The organism is Micromonospora sp. WMMD710, assembly GCF_029626045.1.
Lineage (GTDB): Bacteria > Actinomycetota > Actinomycetes > Mycobacteriales > Micromonosporaceae > Micromonospora.
Genome location: NZ_JARUBD010000001.1, coordinates 5273521 through 5291787, shown reverse-complemented (window position 1 = coordinate 5291787; position 18267 = coordinate 5273521). Strand labels below are relative to the sequence as shown.

The following is an 18267-nucleotide window of genomic DNA, read 5'->3' as shown; positions in this document are numbered from 1 at the left end:
GTCGTGCGTCGCGGGTCAGCGGGTCGGCCAGGTACGCCAGTGCTGCCAGGCGCGGCTGGGCGTCGGCCCCCGCTGCCCCTGGTAGCGCGAGCCGTACACCACCGAGCCGTACGGGTGCTCGGCCGGCGAGGAGAGCCGGAAGATGCACAGCTGGCCGATCTTCATGCCCGGCCAGAGCGTGATCGGCAGGTTCGCCACGTTGGACAGCTCCAGCGTCACGTGCCCGGAGAAGCCCGGGTCGATGAAGCCGGCGGTGGAGTGGGTGAGCAGACCGAGTCGGCCCAGTGAGCTCTTCCCCTCGAGCCGGCCGGCGAGCTGGTCGCCCAGCGAGATGACCTCGAGCGTCGAGGCGAGCACGAACTCCCCCGGGTGCAGGACGAACGGTTCGCCGTCGGGCACCTCGACCACCGAGGTCAGGTCGTCCTGCTGCATCGCCGGGTCGATGTGGGTGTAGAGGTGGTTGTTGAAGACCCGGAACAGCCGGTCGAGTCGTACGTCAATGCTGGACGGTTGGACCAGCATGGGCTCGAAGGGCTCCAGGCCCAGCGTGCCGGCCTTGATCTCGGAGACCAGGTCGCGGTCGGAGAGCAGCATCGGACCACCATAGCGGCGTCTCGCGCGGCGCCCGGATTCGGTGCCGGTGACCAGCGCGTCGAGGTCGCTGCTCGTACATTTGTTCGATAGAATGCCCGCATGGCTTCCTGGTCCGAATTCGCCGCCGACGAGCCCCGCCTCGCCGACGGGATCCGCGTTCTCCTGCAGCAGTACGGGCCGGGCTTCGGCTACCTGGCCACGGTCCGCGCCGACGGCGGGCCCCGGGTCCACCCGGTCTCCCCGGTCATCACCGACGAGGGTCTGTTCTGCTTCGTCATCGACTCTCCGAAGCGCCGTGACCTCGAACGCGACGGCCGCTACGCGTTGCACTCGTTCCCGCCGGAGGAGAGCGACGACGAGGCGTACGTGGCGGGTCGCGCCCGTCCGGTGACCGATCCGGCCCAGTTGGCCCGGCTGGCGCAGGGTGCCCGAGCCGAGCCGCACGCCGACTGGCGGTTGTTCGAGTTCACCGTCGACGTGGCGATGCTGACCCGCCGCGAGCAGCACATCGCCGGCGTCCCGGGGGTGCCGCCGGGGCGGCCGGCCGTCCGGGTGTGGCTCGACCCGCAGGCTCCGCCGGCGCCGGTCGCGCCGGCCGCCGTACCGCAGACGCGCCCGACCCGTCTCAGCCGTGACGTTCAGTGCACGGCCGCCTGACCGCGGCCCGGTCCTGGGGAAAAGCCGGTGCCGGCTCCGTCGTGACGGAGCCGGCACCGGCTTGTACGCGGGAAAGCTACGCCGCGCGGTACGCGTTCCAGGCGGTCAGCATGCGGCTGGCCTGGCCCGGCGTGAACTGGTACATGCACGAGTCGTAGGTGTAGTCCATGAAGTTGGTGATCGGGTCCAGCCCGGTCGCCGAGCAGGTGTCGCGCCCGGTCGGGCACTGGTACGCGGGCGACGCCTCCGCCGGGGTGTCGCTGACGCTGTCACCCGAGCCGCCGCAGCCACCCTGGAAGGTGTGGTAGAGGTTCAGCCAGTGGCCGACCTCGTGGGTGCCGGTGTCGCCCTGGTTGTAGTTGGTGGCGGTGCCGCCCGGCAGCGACTCGTTAAGCGCGACCACGCCGTCGGTGCTGGCGAGCTTCCGCTGCGGGAAGGTCGCCCAACCCAGCAGGTCGTCGCTCAGTTCACCCAGGTAGATATTGAGCGTGTTCTTGCCGCCGACCCGCAGTGCGGACTTCATCGACCGCTCATCGAGTCAGGGATGTTGCCGCCGGCCCGGGTGCTGTTCTCCTGGATCACGTGCACCACCACCGGGATGGTGACCGTGGCCAGGGCCGTCGCGCCGGCGCCGGTGCGGAAGTTGGCGCGCTCGCGCAGCGCCGCCGCGAGGTCGGCGTCCCGCTCACGGACCTGCTTCGCGGTCAGCTCGTTCGGGTCGTGCCGGGCCGCGGCGCCCGGCTTGACCCGGGCGTTGGTGTGACTGTCGGCTGGCTCCGCGCAGGCGCCACCGGGCGCTGCGGAGACGGCCGAGGCAGCCGGAACGACGCCCACGGCAGCGGTGCTGAGCAGCAACGCGAGGGTCGTCGACGCGACACCGGCGGCACGCCGGGTCAGCAGGTTGGGACGGAGTCCCATGGGCCCACCTCTTTCTGGCGGCGCGGCAGGGGGTGTGTCACGCCGTGGCTGGGAACGTGTGGCAGACGTTACAACCCATCGACGCATTCGAGAACGACCATATGTTGCCGTCTGGAAACTTCTCCCTGCATGCGTGCCGTGGGGGTGCCTGGGTGCACCGGCTGGGTGACTCGGGTACAGTGGTCCCGCCTGCGGGTGTAGTTCAATGGCAGAACATCAGCTTCCCAAGCTGACAGTGCGGGTTCGATTCCCGTCACCCGCTCCACGTACGGAAGCCCTGGTCAGGACACATGTCCCGCCAGGGCTTCCGTGGTTCTAGGTCATGCTGAAACAGGGATGGGCCATTAGTGGGCCATTAGCCCGCCTCGGCGGCCGGTCCGTCGCCCTCGGCAACCCGCTTGACCTTGCGCTTGCTCGGCTTGCGCCGGGCAGCCTTGACCGCCTTGTCGATCGGCGTCGGCGATGCCCTGGTCGGCCTCCCGGTTGGCGTGCTGGTAGATCAGCGCGGCACGCGGGCTGTCGTGCCCCATCCGCGCCATGATGTCGCGCAGGCTCGCGCCAGGTGCCCGGGAGGCAAGGGTGTTCCCGGTGTGCCGCAAGTCGTGAAAGTGCAGCCCGGACGCGCCGATCGCCTTGACCGCCTCGGGCCACTTGACCAGCTTGTTGAAGTTGCCACGCCAGATGTTCCGGCCGCTATCACCGGTGAACACGAACGCCTCGGACGCTTCGTCGACGTGGCTGCCCATATGCTGTTTCAGCGCGGGTAGAGCGGCCTTCGGTAGCGCGATGGTCCGAACACCGGCCCGCGATTTCGGCGGACCGAGAATCAAGCCGGTTCCCCGATGCTCTACGAACGCCTGCCGCCAGTCGTTCCGGGAACCATGTGTATTCGACGTGAATTAATCGTCGGATTGGGTGGCTGGATGGCGCTACTCTCCTCGGAAGACGCGGGACTATTCATAGCTACCAACGTTCTTGCGGCAGGATACTTCATTCCGGAAATCGGCCTGTTTGTCAGAAACGGCCGCTGCGAAGCACGGCGAAAAACGCTCATGTAGACGAGGAAGAGCGCCGAACGAGATTCGCTGTCATTGAGTCCAGGGCGCGAGCACTTATCGCGATGCGAAGGCGAATAATAAACAACGGATAGCGATGGATCTTGGCTATGTATGTGCGCAGCGCAGGCAGGGCGGCGGTGCAGCGGGCCATGGTTGGGATAGGGCGTCGGGGAGGATCGGTACAGAATCCTCTCCGACCCCCTATCTGGACTGGTTGGTGCGCACCCAGGGCTATTGCGTAGTCCGTTTTCGCAGGCCAGCTCCAGCGCAGCCCCCGTCGTGGCGGTCCCGGTTTATCGGCCTACGGAGCTACGGGCCTTCGGTCGCACCACTTCAGCTTCGGTGCCCAGCCGAGCCGACCACCTGCACCGGACGGTTGACCGCGAGTTCCCGCAGGTCAGCCGGCACTCAAGCGACTAAGCAATAGCCCTGGTGCCAGTCGGCGCGGTCTAGCGCCGCACTGGAGCACGATTGGCAGCCCCAGCAGCAGGCTGAGGCTGAATTGCGGGAGCGGCCCCCGCATCCCGTACGGTATCGGCGAGAATCAAGCCACCAGTCATCGTGGATGCGATCCCAGCCGAAATAAATAGGGTACTTCCGGTTCTAGCCCCCTCTTGGATAAGGGCAGCGCCACTTGCGACCATGCTAGACCCTGATAGGGTTTTTGCGGCAGTTATGATGGAATCTGAGGGAGGCATTCGATATCCCTTCGGTAGCATCAACAATGCTCGGCCATATTGAAAATTTCTGCACATTCCGGACGTCGGCACTTGCCGCCCCAGCGCTAGTGCACTTCGGGTGTCTTCCGTGCTCCAAGCAGGCGGCGCTGCTTCCGCCCTGACCGGCGCACTAACTAGAGAAACGTTGCTGCGTCAGTGTTGGTTCAATCGGGGTGCGAGCGTCGGAACCTGTCAAGTCAGGTGAGACGTTTTCGTGATCAGGTGTTCTGTAGATCTGTGTGGGCTGAGCTGCTGGTTTGTTGATCCACACGGTGTCGGGCAGGGTCGGGGGTCGGAGGCGGCGGGTGAACCGGTCGGGGTGGGGCTCGCCAGGCGGCGCCGAGGGTGTGGCCTGCCGCTGGCCGTGCACGTTGCCGGCGGACCACCGCGGCGACCAACAAGGCCGAGTCCTGCAAGTGACCATCCGAACTCGACACTCAGATGCTCACAGTCTCTGACAGGTTCGCCGGCCGCACGACCGGCCCGGTCCTCCGCATCATCGCGATGCTGGGGCAGGTGTCTCGACGCGGCTAGGCTGGCGATCATGCGGATTGGCATCGTGATCCTGCCGGATCAGCGTTGGGCGGAGTCGAGGCGTCGTTGGCGGCAGGCCGACGAGTGGGGCTTCGACCACGCCTGGACGTACGACCACCTGGGCTGGCGGGACCTGGTCGATGGCCCGTGGTTCGACTCGATGGGCACGTTGACCGCCGCCGCGACGGTGACCGAACGGATCCGGTTGGGCACCCTGGTCGCGTCGCCGAACTTCCGGCACCCGGCCGCGTTCGCCCGCCAGATCACCACGGTGGACGACGTGTCGGGCGGCCGGTTGCTGCTCGGCCTGGGTGCGGGCGGTATCGGTTTCGATTCGGCGGTGCTGGGCGGCGAGACGTTGCCGCCGCGCCAGCGGGTCGACCGGTTCGCCGAGTTCACCGAGTTGCTGGATCTGATCCTGCGGGAGGACGGCACCACCTGGCGGGGCGAGTGGTTCGCCGCGGTGGACGCGCGGAACAATCCCGGCTGCGTGCAGCAGCCCCGGGTGCCGTTCGTGGTGGCCGCCAACGGGCCGCGGTCGATGCGCCTGGTGGCCCGGTTCGGTCAGGGGTGGGTGACCACCGGCACCGGCGACGACGATGATCTGGACAACTGGTGGGCCAGCGTGTCGGCGCTGTCCGCGCGGATGGACCGCACGTTGGACGAGGCGGGCCGCGACCCGGCCACTCTGGACCGTTATCTGTCGCTGGACGCGGCGCCGGTGTTCTCGCTGAGCAGCGCGCAGTTCTTCGCCGACCAGGTCGGCCGGGCCGCCGACCTGGGCTTCACCGACGTGGTGACGCACTGGCCGCGCGCCAGCAGCTGGTACGCCGGTGACGAGGCCGTCCTGGTGGACGTGGCCACGCGGTTGCTGCCCGAGCTGCGGGGCTGAGGCCGCACCCTCAGGTGCCGAGGTCTCCGCTGGCCACGCCGCCCTCGCCGCCGGAGACCAGCCGCAGCCGCAGGCAGACGATGGGTGTGTCGCCGTCGACGGGGGTGCCGAGCCGCGCCCAGTAGGCCGCGTGCCCGGCCCGCCACTCCTCGATCGAACGGTCGCCCTCACCTTCGGCGCGGGCGAAGTCCCAGGGCACCTCGGCGAAGCGGACCACCTCGACGCCGGTGATCTCGACGACGCCGGCCAGCGCGTCGTCGTCGTCGACCAGGGCCAGCCGTTCACCGACCCGCTCCAGCTCCTCGCCCTCTTCGGCGTACTCGGCGAGCCGGCCGGCGGTGGCGGTCTTCACGCCGGCCAGCACGAGGGTGTTCAGGGTCGCCCGCAGCTCGCCGGGGGTGCCGAGGGCGAGGGTGCGCAGTTCACCGATCCGAGGCCACATCCTGCCGAGGCTAGGCCAGCGCGGCCCACCCCGCCGCCGCAATTCGCCCGGCCCTGCTCAGATGAGCTGTCCGGCGTAACCGGCGGCGGCGAGCAGCCGCTCGTCACCGCTGGCCGCGTGCGCGTCGAGGACGGCGTCGGCCAGCTTGACCACGTGTTCGTCGCCGTGGCGGGCCGCGCGGGCGAAGGCCTCCGCCGGGGTCGCGGTGGTCACGGTCGGTGGCGCGATCCCGGCGGTCGAGGCGTACACCGAGGTCATGGCCGCCGTCGCGGCCCAGGCCGCGGCGAGGCTCGGCGCCCACAGCGCCCGGTCCAGTGCCGGCAGGGTACGCAGCACCGCGGTCGGCGCGGTGACCGCGTGTACGAGCATGACCGGCGACGCGTGCCCGTAGCGCAGATAGTTCAGGCCGGCCCGGTGCACCAGCGTGGTGAGCCCCTGCTGCGCCTCGGCCGGGGTCCGCGCGGGGCGCAGCGCCGTCAGCGCCGGCTCCCAGCGGGGTACGCCAGCCAGCTGGCCCAGCCGATCGCGGACGCCCCCGGTCTGGTCGTCGATGCGGGGCACCCCGGCCAGCGCGGCGTCGACGTCCAACTCTCCCGGGTCGACGGAGGGTCCGCCGAGGAGTCGGTCGGCGCCGGGGACGGGCTGCCAGCGGGCCGCCCAGTAGCCGAGGGCCTGGGCGAGTTCGGTGATCCGGTGCGGGTTGGTGTCGTCCGCTTCGAGCGCGCGTACGGCGTGCCCGACCCGGATCACGCCGTGGGTGGCGCCGGCGGCGATGCCGGGCAGCAGGCGGGGCCACCAGGTGCCGAGCACGTCCCGCCACGGGTGTTCGCGCAGTTGCCGGTCGAAGTACGCCAGCCAGTCGCCGGCCCGTTTCTCGTCGCCCAGCGCGGTCCGCCAGTCGTCGATGGGGCGGAGGCCCCGGGGTAGTTCGTCGAGCCGACCGAGGTAGTCGTCGAGCCAGCGGTGCACCCGCTGCTGGTGTCCGTGTCGGGCCAGCGCCTCGACGGCCATGGGTCCGTGGTTGGAGAGCCAGCCATCGTATTCGGGGCCGGTGCGGTGCAGCCGTTCGTACGCTTCGTCGAGGATTCCGTCACTCATACCTCGATCGTCGAAGGTGAACCAAGGTTCAGGTCAACCCGGCAGATCCGCCCCGCTGATCAGGCCGGTGATCCGGAACGCGGCCGCGACCTCGGGCGGGCAGTCGAGGGCCACCACGGCGGCACCGAGCACCTGGGCGCCGCGCGCCGCGCAGATGTCGTGCAGGGCGTGGATCTGCGCCCCCGTGCGGACCCAGTCGTCCACCACCAGGACCCGGTCGTCGGGGCCGAGGTGCCGGTCCCGGACGGCCAGGTCGACCCGCCGGCCCCGGTAGTCCGGGGGGCTCTGTGCCCAGGTGAGCGGACCGGCGGGCAGTCGCCCGTCGCCGGGCTTGTACGCGGCCACGAAGCCGACGCCGAGGGCGGTGGCCGCCAACGGGCCGAGCAGCAGGCCGGTGACCGCCGGCGCGAGCACCACGGTCGGCCGGGCGGCCCGGTACGGCGCCACCAGAGCCGGTCCCAGTTCCGCCAGCACGGCGGGGTCACGCCACCAGCCGGAGATGTCGCTGACCAGGTGGCTGGTGCCCGGCCCGGGGTCGATCCACCGGAACAGGGCGGCCAGGCGTCCGGTCAGGTCAGCGGGCATCCGTCCATCCTGCGGCACGCGCGCTCGGGGCGTCCGCACCCGGGCCGGTTGACCCATGCCGGCTCGTATGATCGGCTACACGTACCAGTGCAAATCCGGGCATACCACAATGATCACGTTGACTTCGGAAGTGCTTCTCTCGTTACGGTCCGACCCGGTTTGTTCAGTCGACGAAAGGACCGGGCTGGTGGTTGGTAAGCACTCCCGTACCCGTATCTTCTCCTCCCCGGCGGGCATCGTGGCCACCGCGGCCGTCGGCGTCGCCCTCGCCGTCGGAGGCACGTTCGGTGCCGTCCAGCTGACCTCCGGCTCCGGACAGTCGGAGCAGGCGGCTCTCGACTTCACCCCGACCACCGCCCCCAGCAGCCTGACCCCCAGCTCGCCGGCCGCATCCCCCAGCGCCAGCGCCTCGCCGAGCGTGACGGCCAGCCCGTCGGCCAGCCGGTCGGCGCAGGCCGCCTCCCGGGCCAAGGCCCGCACCGCGTCGCCGAAGCCGAGCCCGACCGCGAAGAAGACCACCGCGGCGGCGAAGGTGCTCGACAGCGGCTCGTGCGGTGCCTCGTTCTACTCCGACGGGCAGCTCACCGCCAACGGCGAGTCGTTCAACCCGGACGCGCTGACCGCCGCGCACAAGACGCTGCCCTTCAACACCAAGGTCCGGGTGACCAACCCGGCCAACGGCAAGTCGGTCGTGGTGCGGATCAACGACCGTGGTCCGTTCATCGACGGCCGCTGCCTGGACCTCTCCCGGGCCGCGTTCGCCACCATCGCGTCGGTGGACGTCGGCGCGCTCACTGTGCGCTACGAGGTGCTCGGCTGAGCGGTCCGGTTCCCGCCGATCCGGCCGGACACCCGAGCCGGCCGGTCAGAACCTTCTCGGACGACGGGCCAGGTTCATTCACCTGCTCACGCGGATCAGGCATGCTGTCCCTCGTACCCACGCGACTCCTCCAGTCGGGCCGCCGCCCGCTGAGCCCCGGATCCCGCGCCGGCCTCGGCGCGGCCGTTGCGCTGCTCCTGATCGTCTCGGCCGTCGAGGCGGCGGACGGCCGTCCCGCGCACTACATCGCCCTGCTGGCGGCCGCACCGGTCCTGGCCGCCGCCCTGGCGTCCTGGCAGGTGGTGCTGGGGGTGGGCGTCGCGGCGACGGTGATCGGGGCCGGCTTCGCCGTCATCGAGCCGAAGATGGCGCTGGTCACCTCGGTCAACGTTGTCGGGGTCGCGTTGGCCACCGGTCTGGCCGTGGCGGTGGCGGCGGTACGGCAGCGGCAGGCCCAGCACATCGCCGAGCTGTCGAAGCTCGCCTCGGTGGCCCAGCAGGCGGTCCTGCGTCCGCTCGGCCCGCAGGTCGGCACACTCTCGGTCGCCGGGCGCTACATCTCCTCCACGGCGACCGCCGAGATCGGCGGCGACCTGTACGAGGCGATCGACACGCCCTACGGGGTGCGCATGATCATCGGTGACGTACGCGGCAAGGGCCTGGACGCGGTCCGGCTGGCCAGCATCGTCCTCGGCTCGTACCGGCACGTGGCCTACGAGCGGGCGGACCTGCGCGCGGTCGTCGCCGACCTGGATCGTGCGGTGGCCCGCAACGTCGGCGACGAGGACTTCGTGACGGCGGCGCTGGTCGAGGAGCGTGGCGGCACGCTCACCATCGTCAACTGCGGGCACCCGCCACCGCTGCTCCTCCGTCGAGGTGCGGTGATTCCGCTGGAGCCGCCGGCGCCGGCGCCCCCGCTCGGGTTCATGCCGGTGGTCCGCCCCCGGGTGGAGCGCCTGGAGCCCGGTGACCGGCTGCTGTTGTTCACCGACGGCCTCGGTGAGGCCCGGCGGGACGGCGAGTTCTTCCCCACTGCCGACCGGGCCTGGCGGCTGCTCGGGCACGGCACGGTCGCCGACGGGTTGGCTTCGCTGGAGACCGCCCTGGTGGAGTGGGTGCACGGTCGCCTCGACGACGACATCGCGCTGGTCCTCATGGAGTACGTGGGCGCCCGTACCGGGGCCGCCGCGGCCGTACCGAGCTGGGAGGTCGGCGCGGCCGAGAGCTGACCGGCGTCTGTTACAAGCGTGTGTGTAATCGCCGTCACTTGGGTGATCCGCTTGTCGCTGCCTACCCGCGAGTAATACAGTCGGGGTTACTGATCGGTAACACCTGTCCGGAAGCGGGGCCAGTGAGCATGACCCACTACAAGAGCAACCTCCGGGATCTCGAATTCAACCTGTTCGAGGTCTTCGGGGCGGACCGGGCGTTCGGCCAGGAGCCGTACTCGGATCTCGACACCGACACCGCCCGGAGCTTCCTCGCCGAGGTCGACCGCCTCGCCCGCGAGGACCTGGCCGCCAGCTACACGGACAGCGACCGCAACCCACCGGTCTTCGACCCGGCCACGCACACCGCGCCGCTGCCGGAGTCGTTCAAGAAGTCCTACCAGGCATTCATGGACTCCGAGTTCTGGCGCCTGGATCTGCCGCCCGAGCTGGGTGGCACCAACGCGCCGCGCGCCCTCTGGTGGGCGCTCGCCGAGCTGGTGCTCGGCTCGAACGCCCCGGTCTGGATGTACGCCTCCGGCCCGTCCTTCGCGCACGTGCTGCACGTCGAGGGCACCGAACGGCAGAAGGCGTGGGCGAAGCTCTTCATCGACAAGCAGTGGGGCTCCACCATGGTGCTCACCGAGCCGGACGCCGGCTCGGACGTCGGCGCCGGCCGCACCCGGGCGGTCCAGCAGCCGGACGGCACCTGGCACATCGAGGGCGTCAAGCGCTTCATCACCTCGGGTGAGCACGACCTGAGCGACAACATCGTGCACTACGTGCTGGCCCGCCCGGTGGGCGTGGAGGGTGTCGGCGGTCCGGGTACCAAGGGGCTGTCGCTGTTCGTGGTGCCGAAGTTCCACTTCGACGAGACCACCGGCGAGTTGGGTGAGCGCAACGGCGTCTACGCCACGAACGTCGAGCACAAGATGGGCCTGAAGGTCTCCAACACCTGCGAGGTGACCTTCGGCGAGCACGGCGTACCGGCCAAGGGCTGGCTGCTGGGCGACAAGCACGACGGCATCCGGCAGATGTTCATGATCATCGAGTACGCCCGGATGATGGTCGGCACGAAGGCCATCGCCACCCTCTCCACCGGCTACCTCAACGCCCTGGAGTACGCGAAGAACCGGGTGCAGGGCGCCGACCTCATCCAGCAGGCGGACAAGACCGCCCCGCGGGTCACCATCACCCACCACCCGGACGTGCGCCGCTCGCTGCTGCTGCAGAAGTCGTACGCCGAGGGTCTGCGCGCCCTGGTCCTCTACACCGCCACCTGGCAGGACAAGGTCGCCATCGCCGAGGCGGCCGGCGACGAGAAGGCCACCACGCTGGCGAAGCGGGTCAACGACCTGCTGCTGCCGCTGGTCAAGGGCGTCGGTTCGGAGCGGGCGTACGAGCTGCTCGGGCACGAGGCCCTGCAGACCTTCGGTGGTTCCGGCTTCCTCCAGGACTACCCCCTGGAGCAGTACGTCCGGGACGCCAAGATCGACACTCTGTACGAGGGCACCACGGCCATCCAGAGCCTGGACCTGATCTTCCGCAAGATCGTCCGGGACAACGGCAAGGCGCTGATGGTGGTCGCCGGCGAGATCCAGGAGTTCATCTCCTCCGAGGCGGGCAACGGCCAGCTCAAGGAGGAGCGGCAGGCGCTCGGCAAGGCGCTCGCCGAGATCCAGACCATCCTCGGCGTGCTGACCGGGTGGCTGGGCGAGGCGCAGGGCGGCGACACCCGCGCGCTCTACAAGGTCGGGCTGAGCAGCCGACGTTTCCTGCTGGCCATCGGTGACCTGGTGGTCGGCTGGCTGCTCCAGAAGCAGGCCGACGTGGCGCTGAAGGCCCTCGCGGGCGACGTCTCCGCCAGCGACAAGGCGTTCTACACCGGCAAGGTGGCCGCCGCGCGTTTCTTCGCCCGCGAGGTGCTGCCGCGCATCGGCGCCGACCGGCGGATCATCGAGGGTGCCGACCTCGACATCATGGACCTCCCGGAGGAGGCCTTCTGACCGTGCCACGGCACGCCTGACGGTCCCGGGTCGCACCACCCGGCAGCCACGGCCGGCGAGGGCATCCGCCCCGCCGGCCGTCGCCGTATCCGCGACCCGGGTCCGCGCCGGCGGGTCGGTCCGTCGCCCCGGCAGCGATCCTGCCCGGCCCGGCCCGGCCCGGCGACGAGCCGCGGCGGTGCGCGCCGCGGCGTTTGTCCGGCCCGGGAGCCCTCGTACAACAAGAGAGGGCAGGGTGGCCGCCGACTCGTTCGGTTGCGGGTCGTCACCTTGACCGGTGCGGCGAGGTCGCCCCGCAACGCCGAATGTCGGGATAGCAGACCGACGGCTGGTCGTCCCGGCATTGGCCGTGCCCGGTCGGGTATGCCGGCCCCGTGGCGGGTAACCGTCGCGTGACCACGAAAGGGAACGCCCAGAGCCACCGCACGGGGGAGTGCAGCGCACATGGGTGTAGGTAGCGGAATCTTTCTCATCGCGATCGGCGCGATCCTGACCTTCGCGCTGAGAGCCAACGTCTGGTGGATTGACGTGCGGGCGGTCGGCTGGGTGTTCATTCTGGCCGGGCTGGCCGTCCTGCTGACCACCGTCTGGTTCTGGCAGGACCGGCGCAAGCGGGCCCGGACCCTCATCGTCGAGGAGAACCGGCTCTCCCATCCGACGGCGATGATGCCGCCGCCGCCCGACCCGCCGCCGCCCACCGCGCCACCCTCCTGAGCGGCCCACCGTTGAGCCACCCGCCGATCGTCGACGGGTGGCTCAGCCGCGTGCGGTGTGCCGCGCGGTGAGCGACGCTCCGGGGCCGAACTCCGCCCAGCCGACAGTGCCGGTGTGCACCGCCACCTCCGCGGTCCGCAGACCCTCCTCGTCCGTACCCTCCGGGTCGAGATACGCCGACAGCAGGGAGATGCCCGGATTGTGGGCGATCAGCAGCGCCGTACGGGCCGCCGGGTCGACGGTGCGGACCAGCGCCAGCAACTCCTCGGGGTGGGCGTCGTACGCACCCGGTTCGTAGCGGACCGTCGGGTTCGGACCGGTCGGCCCGCCCTCCGGCGGCGAACCGGTCATCCCCATCGCCACCCCGTGCCAGGTCTGCCGGGTGCGTCTGGCGGTCGAGCAGATCACCACGTCGGGCAGCAGCCCGTGGTGGGCCAGCCACGCGCCGGCCGCTGCCGCGTCGGCGTCCCCCCGCGCGCTCAGCGAGCGGTTGGCGTCGTCCGCAGCGTCGCTGCCCTGCTCGGCCTTCGCGTGCCGGAGCAGCACAAGTGTCCGTGTCTCGGGATGGGCGTCCGTCATGCCCCCAGCTTGCCCGATTGGTGATCTCCGTGCCTGGGTAAGTCGATGGATGCCGCACCCCTACCGACGGCCGCGGCGGGACGTACGCCAGGTTAGAGCCGAGGAGCGAGACATGGGCATTGGTGGCAGCATCTTCCTTATCGCGTTGGGCGCGATCTTCGCATTCGCCGTGGAGGCCGACCTGGGTTGGCTGGACCTGGCCGTGGTCGGCTGGGTGCTGATGCTGGCCGGGGTCGCCGGCCTGATCACCACCCTGTACTTCTGGAACAGCCGCCGCCGCACCGTGGTCGCCGCGCCGGTCCGTGCGGAGCGCGTCGTGGCCGACCGGGTGGTGCCGGTCCAGGACGACCAGGTCATGCGGGAGTACCGCGAGGTGCGTCGGCCGGGCCGCCCGGTCTGACCGTCGCTCGCACACTCGGGGGTCCCGCAGCGTCGCGGGGCCCCGGCTCGCATGTGTCGCCTCCCGCGGCCCGCCCCCGACCTCGCCGCCGGGCGGCTGGCCCGATCATGCAGCCGCTACGGGCCGCACGAAGCTCGGCTCAGGCGAACAGCGCGAAGTAGATCGCGATGTGGTGGCAGAGCGCGGCCAGCAGGGTGCACGCGTGGAAGAACTCGTGGTGGCCGAAGACGGTCGGCCACGGGTTGGGTCGGCGCAGGGCGTAGAACACCGCGCCGACGCTGTAGATCGCCCCGCCGACGATCAGCAGGACCAGCGCCGTGACGCCGCCGCCGTGCAGGATCTCCGGCAGCATGGCCACCGCCACCCAGCCGAGCGCCAGGTAGAGCGGCGCGGAGACCCAGCGCGGCGCGTGCGGCCAGACCACCTTGAGCGCCACGCCGGCCAGCGCCCCACCCCAGACCAGGGCCAGCATGATGGTGGCCTGCCGGGTCGTGAGCAGCATGGCGCAGAGCGGGGTGTACGTGCCGGCGATGAACACGAAGATCATCGAGTGGTCCATCCGGCGCATCACCTGGTAGCCACGCTCCGACCACACGCGACGGTGGTACAGGGCGCTGGTGCCGAAGAGTCCACACACCGTCAGGCTGTAGACGACGCAACTGACCAGCGGTGCCCATCCCGGCCTGGTGGCGGCGATCGAGCAGAGCACGATGCCGGAGACCAAGGCGACGAAGAAGGCGTACGTGTGCAGCCAGCCGCGCATCCGGGGCTTACCGATGTCGACCGGCTTCAGGCGAAGCGGGGCGGAGGTGGTCACGCCATCAGGTTACGGCACCGTAGGTTACCTGCAAGTAGTTGCCTCGGTGACGCTTGGCACCGTCGCCGTGAACACCGTACCGGCGGGCCATCGGCGAAGATGAGCCGATGCGGATCCGACCCGTCGGGGCGCACGCCCTCCTGCTCGACTGCACCGCCCCCGCCGACGCGCCCGAGGCCGACCTGCCCGAGGCCGAGCTGGTCGAAGCGTGGCGGGCCGAGCTGTGGCGCCGCCGCGACCAGGGTGACCTGGCCGTCGTCGAGATCGTGCCGGCGGCCAGCACCGTCCTGCTCGACGGTCTGACGGACCCGGCCGCCACGGCGAAGCAGATGTCCCGCTGGGCACCAACGGTCATCCACGCGGCCCGCGCCGCCGAGGCCACCCTTGCGGCCCGTACGGAGGTCGTCGTTCCGGTCGACTTCGACGGGCCGGACCTGCCGGCCGTGGCCGACCACTGGGGAGTAGACGTGCCGGCGGTACTGCGCCGGCTGACCGGCACCCGGTTCCGGGTCGCCTTCTGCGGCTTCGCCCCCGGGTTCCCCTATCTGACCGGGCTGCCCGCCGAGCTGGCGCTGCCCCGACTGGCCACACCCCGCGCCCGCGTACCGGCCGGATCGGTCGCCCTGGCCGGCCCGTACGCCGGCATCTACCCGGGTCCGTCACCCGGCGGCTGGCTGCTGGTCGGCCGGACCGACCTGGTCCTCTTCGACGTGCACCGGGCGCCGCCCGCCCTGCTCGGGCCGGGCACCGAGGTGCGGATGGAGATCAGGTGACCGGCGCGGTCGAGGTGCTCCGCGCCGGCGCGCTCACCACCGTGCAGGACCTGGGCCGGCCCGGCTGGGCGCACCTCGGCGTACCCCGGTCCGGCGCGCTCGACCCGACCGCCCTGCGGCTCGCCAACCGGCTCGTCGGCAACCCCGAGCAGGCCGCCGGACTGGAGATCACTCTGACCGGCTGCGCGCTGCGGCTGACCCGGGCCACCACGCTCGCCCTCACCGGCGCCGAGGTGACGGTCCATGTCGGCGACCGGCCCGGCGACACCGGCCGCCCACTCAGCGTGCCGGCCGGCGCCGTGCTGCGGATCGGACCGGCCCGCCGGGGCGTACGGAGCTGGCTGGCCGTGGCGGGCGGGATCGACGTGCCAACGGTGCTCGGCAGCCGCTCCACCGACACTCTCTCCGGGCTCGGGCCGCCCCCGCTGCGCGACGGCGACCGGCTGCCGCTCGGCCGGCCGCCCGGCGAGCCCGCGTCGGTGGACCTGACCGTCGGCACCGCGCCGCCGCCGGAGCTGCACCTGAGCGTGCGCCTCGGCCCCCGGCACGACTGGTTCACCCCGACCGCGCTCGAGCGGCTGCTCGGCACCCCGTACACCGTGAGCCCGGTGAGTAACCGGGTCGGCGCGCGACTCGCCGGCGCGCCGCTGCCCCGCGCGGTCGCCGGCGAACTGCCCAGCGAGGCCATCGTGCTCGGCGCGGTGCAGGTGCCGGCGGACGGACAACCCCTGATCTTCCTGGCCGACCACCCGACCACCGGCGGATACCCCGTCGTCGGGGTGGTCACCGACGTGACCCCGCTCGCGCAGGCCCGGCCAGGTACTACCGTCAGATTCCATGGACCTCAACGCTGACCTGGGCGAGGGATTCGGCATCTGGCGACTCGGCGACGACGAGGCACTGCTGGACCTGGTCACCTCCGCGAACGTCGCCTGCGGCTTCCACGGCGGCGACCCGTCCACCATGCGGCGGGTCTGCGAGGGCGCGGCGCAACGCGGGGTCGCGGTGGGCGCGCAGGTCGGCTACCGGGACCTGGCCGGCTTCGGCCGGCGGCGCATCGCGTACGACTTCAGCGAGCTACGCGACGAGGTGACCTACCAGTTGGGGGCCCTCGACGCGTTCTGCCAGCTGTTCCGCACCCGCGTCCGCTACCTCAAGCCGCACGGGGCGCTCTACCACGCGGCGGCCACCGACGAGTCCCAGGCGGCCGCCGTCGTCGCCGCCGTCTGCGGCCACGACCCCGAGATGCCGGTGCTCTGCATGCCCGGTTCGACCCTCGCCCAGCTCGCCGTCGGCGCCGGCCTGCCCGTGGTCGCCGAGGCCTTCGCCGACCGTGGCTACCTGCCCAACGGGTCGCTGGTGCCCCGTAACCAGCCAGGCGCACTGATCACCGACCCGGAGGAGGTGGCCACCCGCGCCGTGCGGATGGCCACCGAACGGGTCGTCGTGGCGACGGACGGGACCGTCATCCCCTGCCCGGTGCAGTCGATCTGCGTACACGGCGACACACCCGGGGCGGTCTCCGCCACGGAACTCGTGCGCGCCAGCCTGATCGACGCCGGCGTCACCCTCGCCCCGTTCGCCTGAGCGCTACGCGTCGAGACCCCGCAGCACCAGCGGAAGCCGCGCCGCGCCGGCGTCGACCACCCGGACCGGTACGCCCCAGTCCTGGCGGGTCAGGTGGCAGGCCGCGTGTTCGACGTCCGCGTCGCAGGTCGCCGCCTGCGCGGTCACCTGAAGCACACCGCCCGTGACGTCGCCGTTGAGCACCAGCCGGCGGGACAGCTCGGTGCCCGTGCCGGCACCCTCCACCAGCAGCTCCGGCGGGGACGCCGACACCACCAGCCGGGTCGACGGCCCGAACGACTCGTCCAGCTTCTGCCCCGGCGCGGGCGTAAAGACGATGTCCAGGGTCACCTCGCCGGCCGCCACATCGGTCGGCTTGCGCTCGGTGCGGTGCCGGGGGCCGTCCACCGTGCTGGCGCCCGCCGCCGACAGGGCACCCGGAGCCAGTCGGGTCAACCGGTGCGCGGCGGACTCCACCACCAGCACCTCACCGTCACCGGTGAGCACCAGGTCGCTCGGCTCGGCCAGCCCGTCGGCGACCGTGGACACCTGGCCGGTGGCCGGGTCGAAGCGACGCACCGCACCGTTGTACGTGTCCGCGATCAGCACCGAACCGTCCGGCAGCGCGCACACCCCCAACGGATGCTGGAGCAGCGCCGACTCCGCCGGCCCGTCCACGTGACCGAAGTCGAACAGGCCCTGCCCGACGGCGGTGCCCAGCACCCCGTTCTCCACGTACCGCACGGCGCTGGTCTCGCTGTCGGCGATCCAGAGCCGAACGCCGTCAGCGGAGACGGACAGCCCCGACGGCTGCGCCATCCACGCCTCGGCCAGCGGGCCGTCGCGCAGCGCCTCGACCGTCGTGCCGGCGTACATGCCGGCGGTCCGCTTGATCGGGTCGAACCACCACAGCTGGTGGATACCCGCCATCGCGATGATCAGCTTGTCGTCGTACCAGGCCAGGTCCCACGGCGACGACAGGTCCACGGCCAGCGCGTCGTGCGCGTGGTCGTCGACCGAGGCGCGCCACTGCCGACCGCTGCCGGCCACGGTCACCACCTCGCCGGACTCCAGGCGTACGCCGCGCAGCAGGTGGTTGACGGTGTCGGCGACGACCAGGTCGTAGCCGGCCACCTCGGCGACGTGCGTGGGCAGCAGGCAGAGGCCCTGCGGCTCGGAGAAGGTCGCCGCCGTGGCCGGCCCGTCGGCACGGCCCCGCTCGCCCGAGCCGATCCGGCGCACCAGCGACTCGCCGTCCGGCGCCACCTCGACCAGCGAGTGCCGCGCCGAGTCGGAGACCAGCAGGTTGCCGTCCGGCAGCACCACCGCCTTGCCCGGGAACCGCAGCGTGGTCTCCGGCGCGGGCGGCGGAACGTAGGGGCCGTCGCCCCGGTGCAGGGTGCCCTTGGCCTCGTGGGTGGCGATCAGCTCGTCGATGAGGCGGGCCAGCCCCTCGGCGTGGCCCTCGCCGGCCATCGTGGCCACCACGTAACCCTCGGGGTCGATCACCGACAGGGTCGGCCAGGCGCGGGCCGCGTACTGCTGCCACATGTCCATCTCGGGATCGTCGAGCACGGGGTGGTGCACCCCGTACCGCTCGACGGCGGCGGCCAGCGCGTCGGCGTCCTTCTCGTGCTCGAACTTCGGCGAGTGCACGCCGATCACGACGAGCACGTCACCGTACTTCTCCTCTAGCGGGCGCAGCTCGTCGAGCACGTGCAGGCAGTTGATACAGCAGAAGGTCCAGAAATCTAACAAGACGCAGCGACCTCGAAGATCCTGCAAGGTCAGGTCCTGGCCGCCTGTGTTGAGCCATCCCCGGCCGCGCAGCTCGGGTGCACGTACACGCGCTGTCGTTCCCATGCCTGCCAGCCTGCCACGCCGCAC

19 protein-coding genes, 1 tRNA gene and 1 pseudogene are annotated in these 18267 nt (G+C 71.2%); 12 read left to right on the top strand and 9 right to left on the bottom strand.

Features of this window, described 5'->3' with window-relative positions; genetic code table 11:
• Positions 1–15 precede the first annotated feature (15 nt).
• The gene (gene dcd, locus O7620_RS24505; protein WP_151491512.1) at positions 16–594 is read right to left on the bottom strand and encodes a dCTP deaminase; all 579 of its coding nucleotides are present in this window, start codon (positions 592–594) and stop codon (positions 16–18) included.
• A gap of 99 nt (positions 595–693) precedes the next feature.
• On the opposite strand from dcd, the gene O7620_RS24500 reads away from it, so the two are divergent.
• Complete coding sequence (locus O7620_RS24500) at positions 694–1251, top strand: pyridoxamine 5'-phosphate oxidase family protein (RefSeq protein ID WP_151491511.1); 558 nt, start codon at positions 694–696, stop codon at positions 1249–1251.
• Between the two features lie 76 nt (positions 1252–1327).
• On the opposite strand, the pseudogene O7620_RS24495 reads toward O7620_RS24500, so the two are convergent.
• Positions 1328–2169: pseudogene (locus O7620_RS24495) on the bottom strand (zinc metalloprotease).
• A 191-nt stretch (positions 2170–2360) separates the two neighbouring features.
• On the opposite strand from O7620_RS24495, the gene O7620_RS24490 reads away from it, so the two are divergent.
• Positions 2361–2434: transfer RNA gene (locus tag O7620_RS24490), tRNA-Gly, on the top strand.
• 79 nt (positions 2435–2513) lie between these two features.
• Here the strand turns inward: O7620_RS24490 and O7620_RS24485 are convergent.
• Positions 2514–2999 carry a tyrosine-type recombinase/integrase gene (locus O7620_RS24485; RefSeq protein ID WP_278125380.1) on the bottom strand — a complete coding sequence of 162 codons (486 nt, stop codon included), beginning with the start codon at positions 2997–2999 and terminating at the stop codon, positions 2514–2516.
• A gap of 12 nt (positions 3000–3011) precedes the next feature.
• Between O7620_RS24485 and O7620_RS24480 the strand changes: the two genes are divergently transcribed.
• The gene (locus O7620_RS24480; protein ID WP_278125378.1) at positions 3012–3227 is read left to right on the top strand and encodes a hypothetical protein; all 216 of its coding nucleotides are present in this window, start codon (positions 3012–3014) and stop codon (positions 3225–3227) included.
• A gap of 1263 nt (positions 3228–4490) precedes the next feature.
• On the top strand, positions 4491–5372 hold the full coding sequence (locus tag O7620_RS24475; RefSeq protein ID WP_278125377.1) for an LLM class flavin-dependent oxidoreductase: 882 nt from the start codon (positions 4491–4493) through the stop codon (positions 5370–5372).
• Between the two features lie 10 nt (positions 5373–5382).
• On the opposite strand, the gene O7620_RS24470 is transcribed toward O7620_RS24475, so the two are convergent.
• Genes O7620_RS24470 through O7620_RS24460 form a run of 3 tightly spaced genes read right to left on the bottom strand, consistent with a single transcriptional unit; the run spans position 5383 to position 7497 of the window.
• Positions 5383–5814, bottom strand: a complete 432-nt coding sequence (locus O7620_RS24470) for an ASCH domain-containing protein (RefSeq protein ID WP_151491508.1) — start codon at positions 5812–5814, stop codon at positions 5383–5385.
• 57 nt (positions 5815–5871) lie between these two features.
• Positions 5872–6912 carry a questin oxidase family protein gene (locus tag O7620_RS24465; RefSeq protein ID WP_278125375.1) on the bottom strand — a complete coding sequence of 347 codons (1041 nt, stop codon included), beginning with the start codon at positions 6910–6912 and terminating at the stop codon, positions 5872–5874.
• Between the two features lie 33 nt (positions 6913–6945).
• Positions 6946–7497 (bottom strand): phosphoribosyltransferase family protein, encoded by a 552-nt coding sequence (locus tag O7620_RS24460; protein WP_278125373.1) that lies wholly within the window; start codon positions 7495–7497, stop codon positions 6946–6948.
• Between the two features lie 187 nt (positions 7498–7684).
• Here O7620_RS24460 and O7620_RS24455 point away from each other — a divergent pair, with 187 nt between their 5' ends.
• The 4 genes from O7620_RS24455 (at position 7685) to O7620_RS24440 (ending at position 12245) form a co-directional block, all read left to right on the top strand.
• A complete protein-coding gene (locus O7620_RS24455; protein WP_278125371.1) occupies positions 7685–8317 on the top strand; it encodes a septal ring lytic transglycosylase RlpA family protein in 633 nt (210 codons plus the stop codon).
• Positions 8318–8418: 101 nt separating this feature from the next.
• Entirely contained in the window at positions 8419–9546 is a 1128-nt protein-coding gene (locus tag O7620_RS24450) for a PP2C family protein-serine/threonine phosphatase (protein WP_278125369.1), read from the top strand.
• Positions 9547–9674: 128 nt separating this feature from the next.
• Positions 9675–11531: an acyl-CoA dehydrogenase gene (locus tag O7620_RS24445; protein WP_278127133.1), complete on the top strand. Its 1857-nt coding sequence runs from the start codon at positions 9675–9677 to the stop codon at positions 11529–11531.
• Positions 11532–11975: 444 nt separating this feature from the next.
• Positions 11976–12245 (top strand): DUF6458 family protein, encoded by a 270-nt coding sequence (locus tag O7620_RS24440; RefSeq protein WP_030487564.1) that lies wholly within the window; start codon positions 11976–11978, stop codon positions 12243–12245.
• A 42-nt stretch (positions 12246–12287) separates the two neighbouring features.
• Here the strand turns inward: O7620_RS24440 and O7620_RS24435 are convergent, their stop codons facing one another.
• Positions 12288–12824 carry a histidine phosphatase family protein gene (locus tag O7620_RS24435; RefSeq protein ID WP_278125367.1) on the bottom strand — a complete coding sequence of 179 codons (537 nt, stop codon included), beginning with the start codon at positions 12822–12824 and terminating at the stop codon, positions 12288–12290.
• 112 nt (positions 12825–12936) lie between these two features.
• Between O7620_RS24435 and O7620_RS24430 the strand changes: the two genes are divergently transcribed.
• Positions 12937–13224: a DUF6458 family protein gene (locus tag O7620_RS24430; protein ID WP_278125365.1), complete on the top strand. Its 288-nt coding sequence runs from the start codon at positions 12937–12939 to the stop codon at positions 13222–13224.
• Positions 13225–13363: 139 nt separating this feature from the next.
• Here O7620_RS24430 and O7620_RS24425 read toward each other — a convergent pair whose 3' ends face one another.
• The gene (locus tag O7620_RS24425; protein ID WP_151492110.1) at positions 13364–14041 is read right to left on the bottom strand and encodes a hemolysin III family protein; all 678 of its coding nucleotides are present in this window, start codon (positions 14039–14041) and stop codon (positions 13364–13366) included.
• Between the two features lie 107 nt (positions 14042–14148).
• Here O7620_RS24425 and O7620_RS24420 point away from each other — a divergent pair, with 107 nt between their 5' ends.
• From O7620_RS24420 to O7620_RS24410, 3 genes are read left to right on the top strand one after another with little or no spacing between them, the layout of a single operon-like run.
• The gene (locus O7620_RS24420) at positions 14149–14814 is read left to right on the top strand and encodes an allophanate hydrolase subunit 1 (RefSeq protein WP_278125364.1); all 666 of its coding nucleotides are present in this window, start codon (positions 14149–14151) and stop codon (positions 14812–14814) included.
• A complete protein-coding gene (locus O7620_RS24415) occupies positions 14811–15668 on the top strand; it encodes a biotin-dependent carboxyltransferase family protein (protein ID WP_278125363.1) in 858 nt (285 codons plus the stop codon). Before O7620_RS24420 ends, O7620_RS24415 begins: the two co-directional genes overlap by 4 nt.
• Complete coding sequence (locus tag O7620_RS24410; protein ID WP_151492112.1) at positions 15652–16401, top strand: 5-oxoprolinase subunit PxpA; 750 nt, start codon at positions 15652–15654, stop codon at positions 16399–16401. Before O7620_RS24415 ends, O7620_RS24410 begins: the two co-directional genes overlap by 17 nt.
• Positions 16402–16404: 3 nt before the next feature.
• Here O7620_RS24410 and O7620_RS24405 read toward each other — a convergent pair whose 3' ends face one another.
• On the bottom strand, positions 16405–18243 hold the full coding sequence (locus tag O7620_RS24405) for an NHL domain-containing thioredoxin family protein (RefSeq protein ID WP_278125361.1): 1839 nt from the start codon (positions 18241–18243) through the stop codon (positions 16405–16407).
• Positions 18244–18267: the final 24 nt, after the last annotated feature.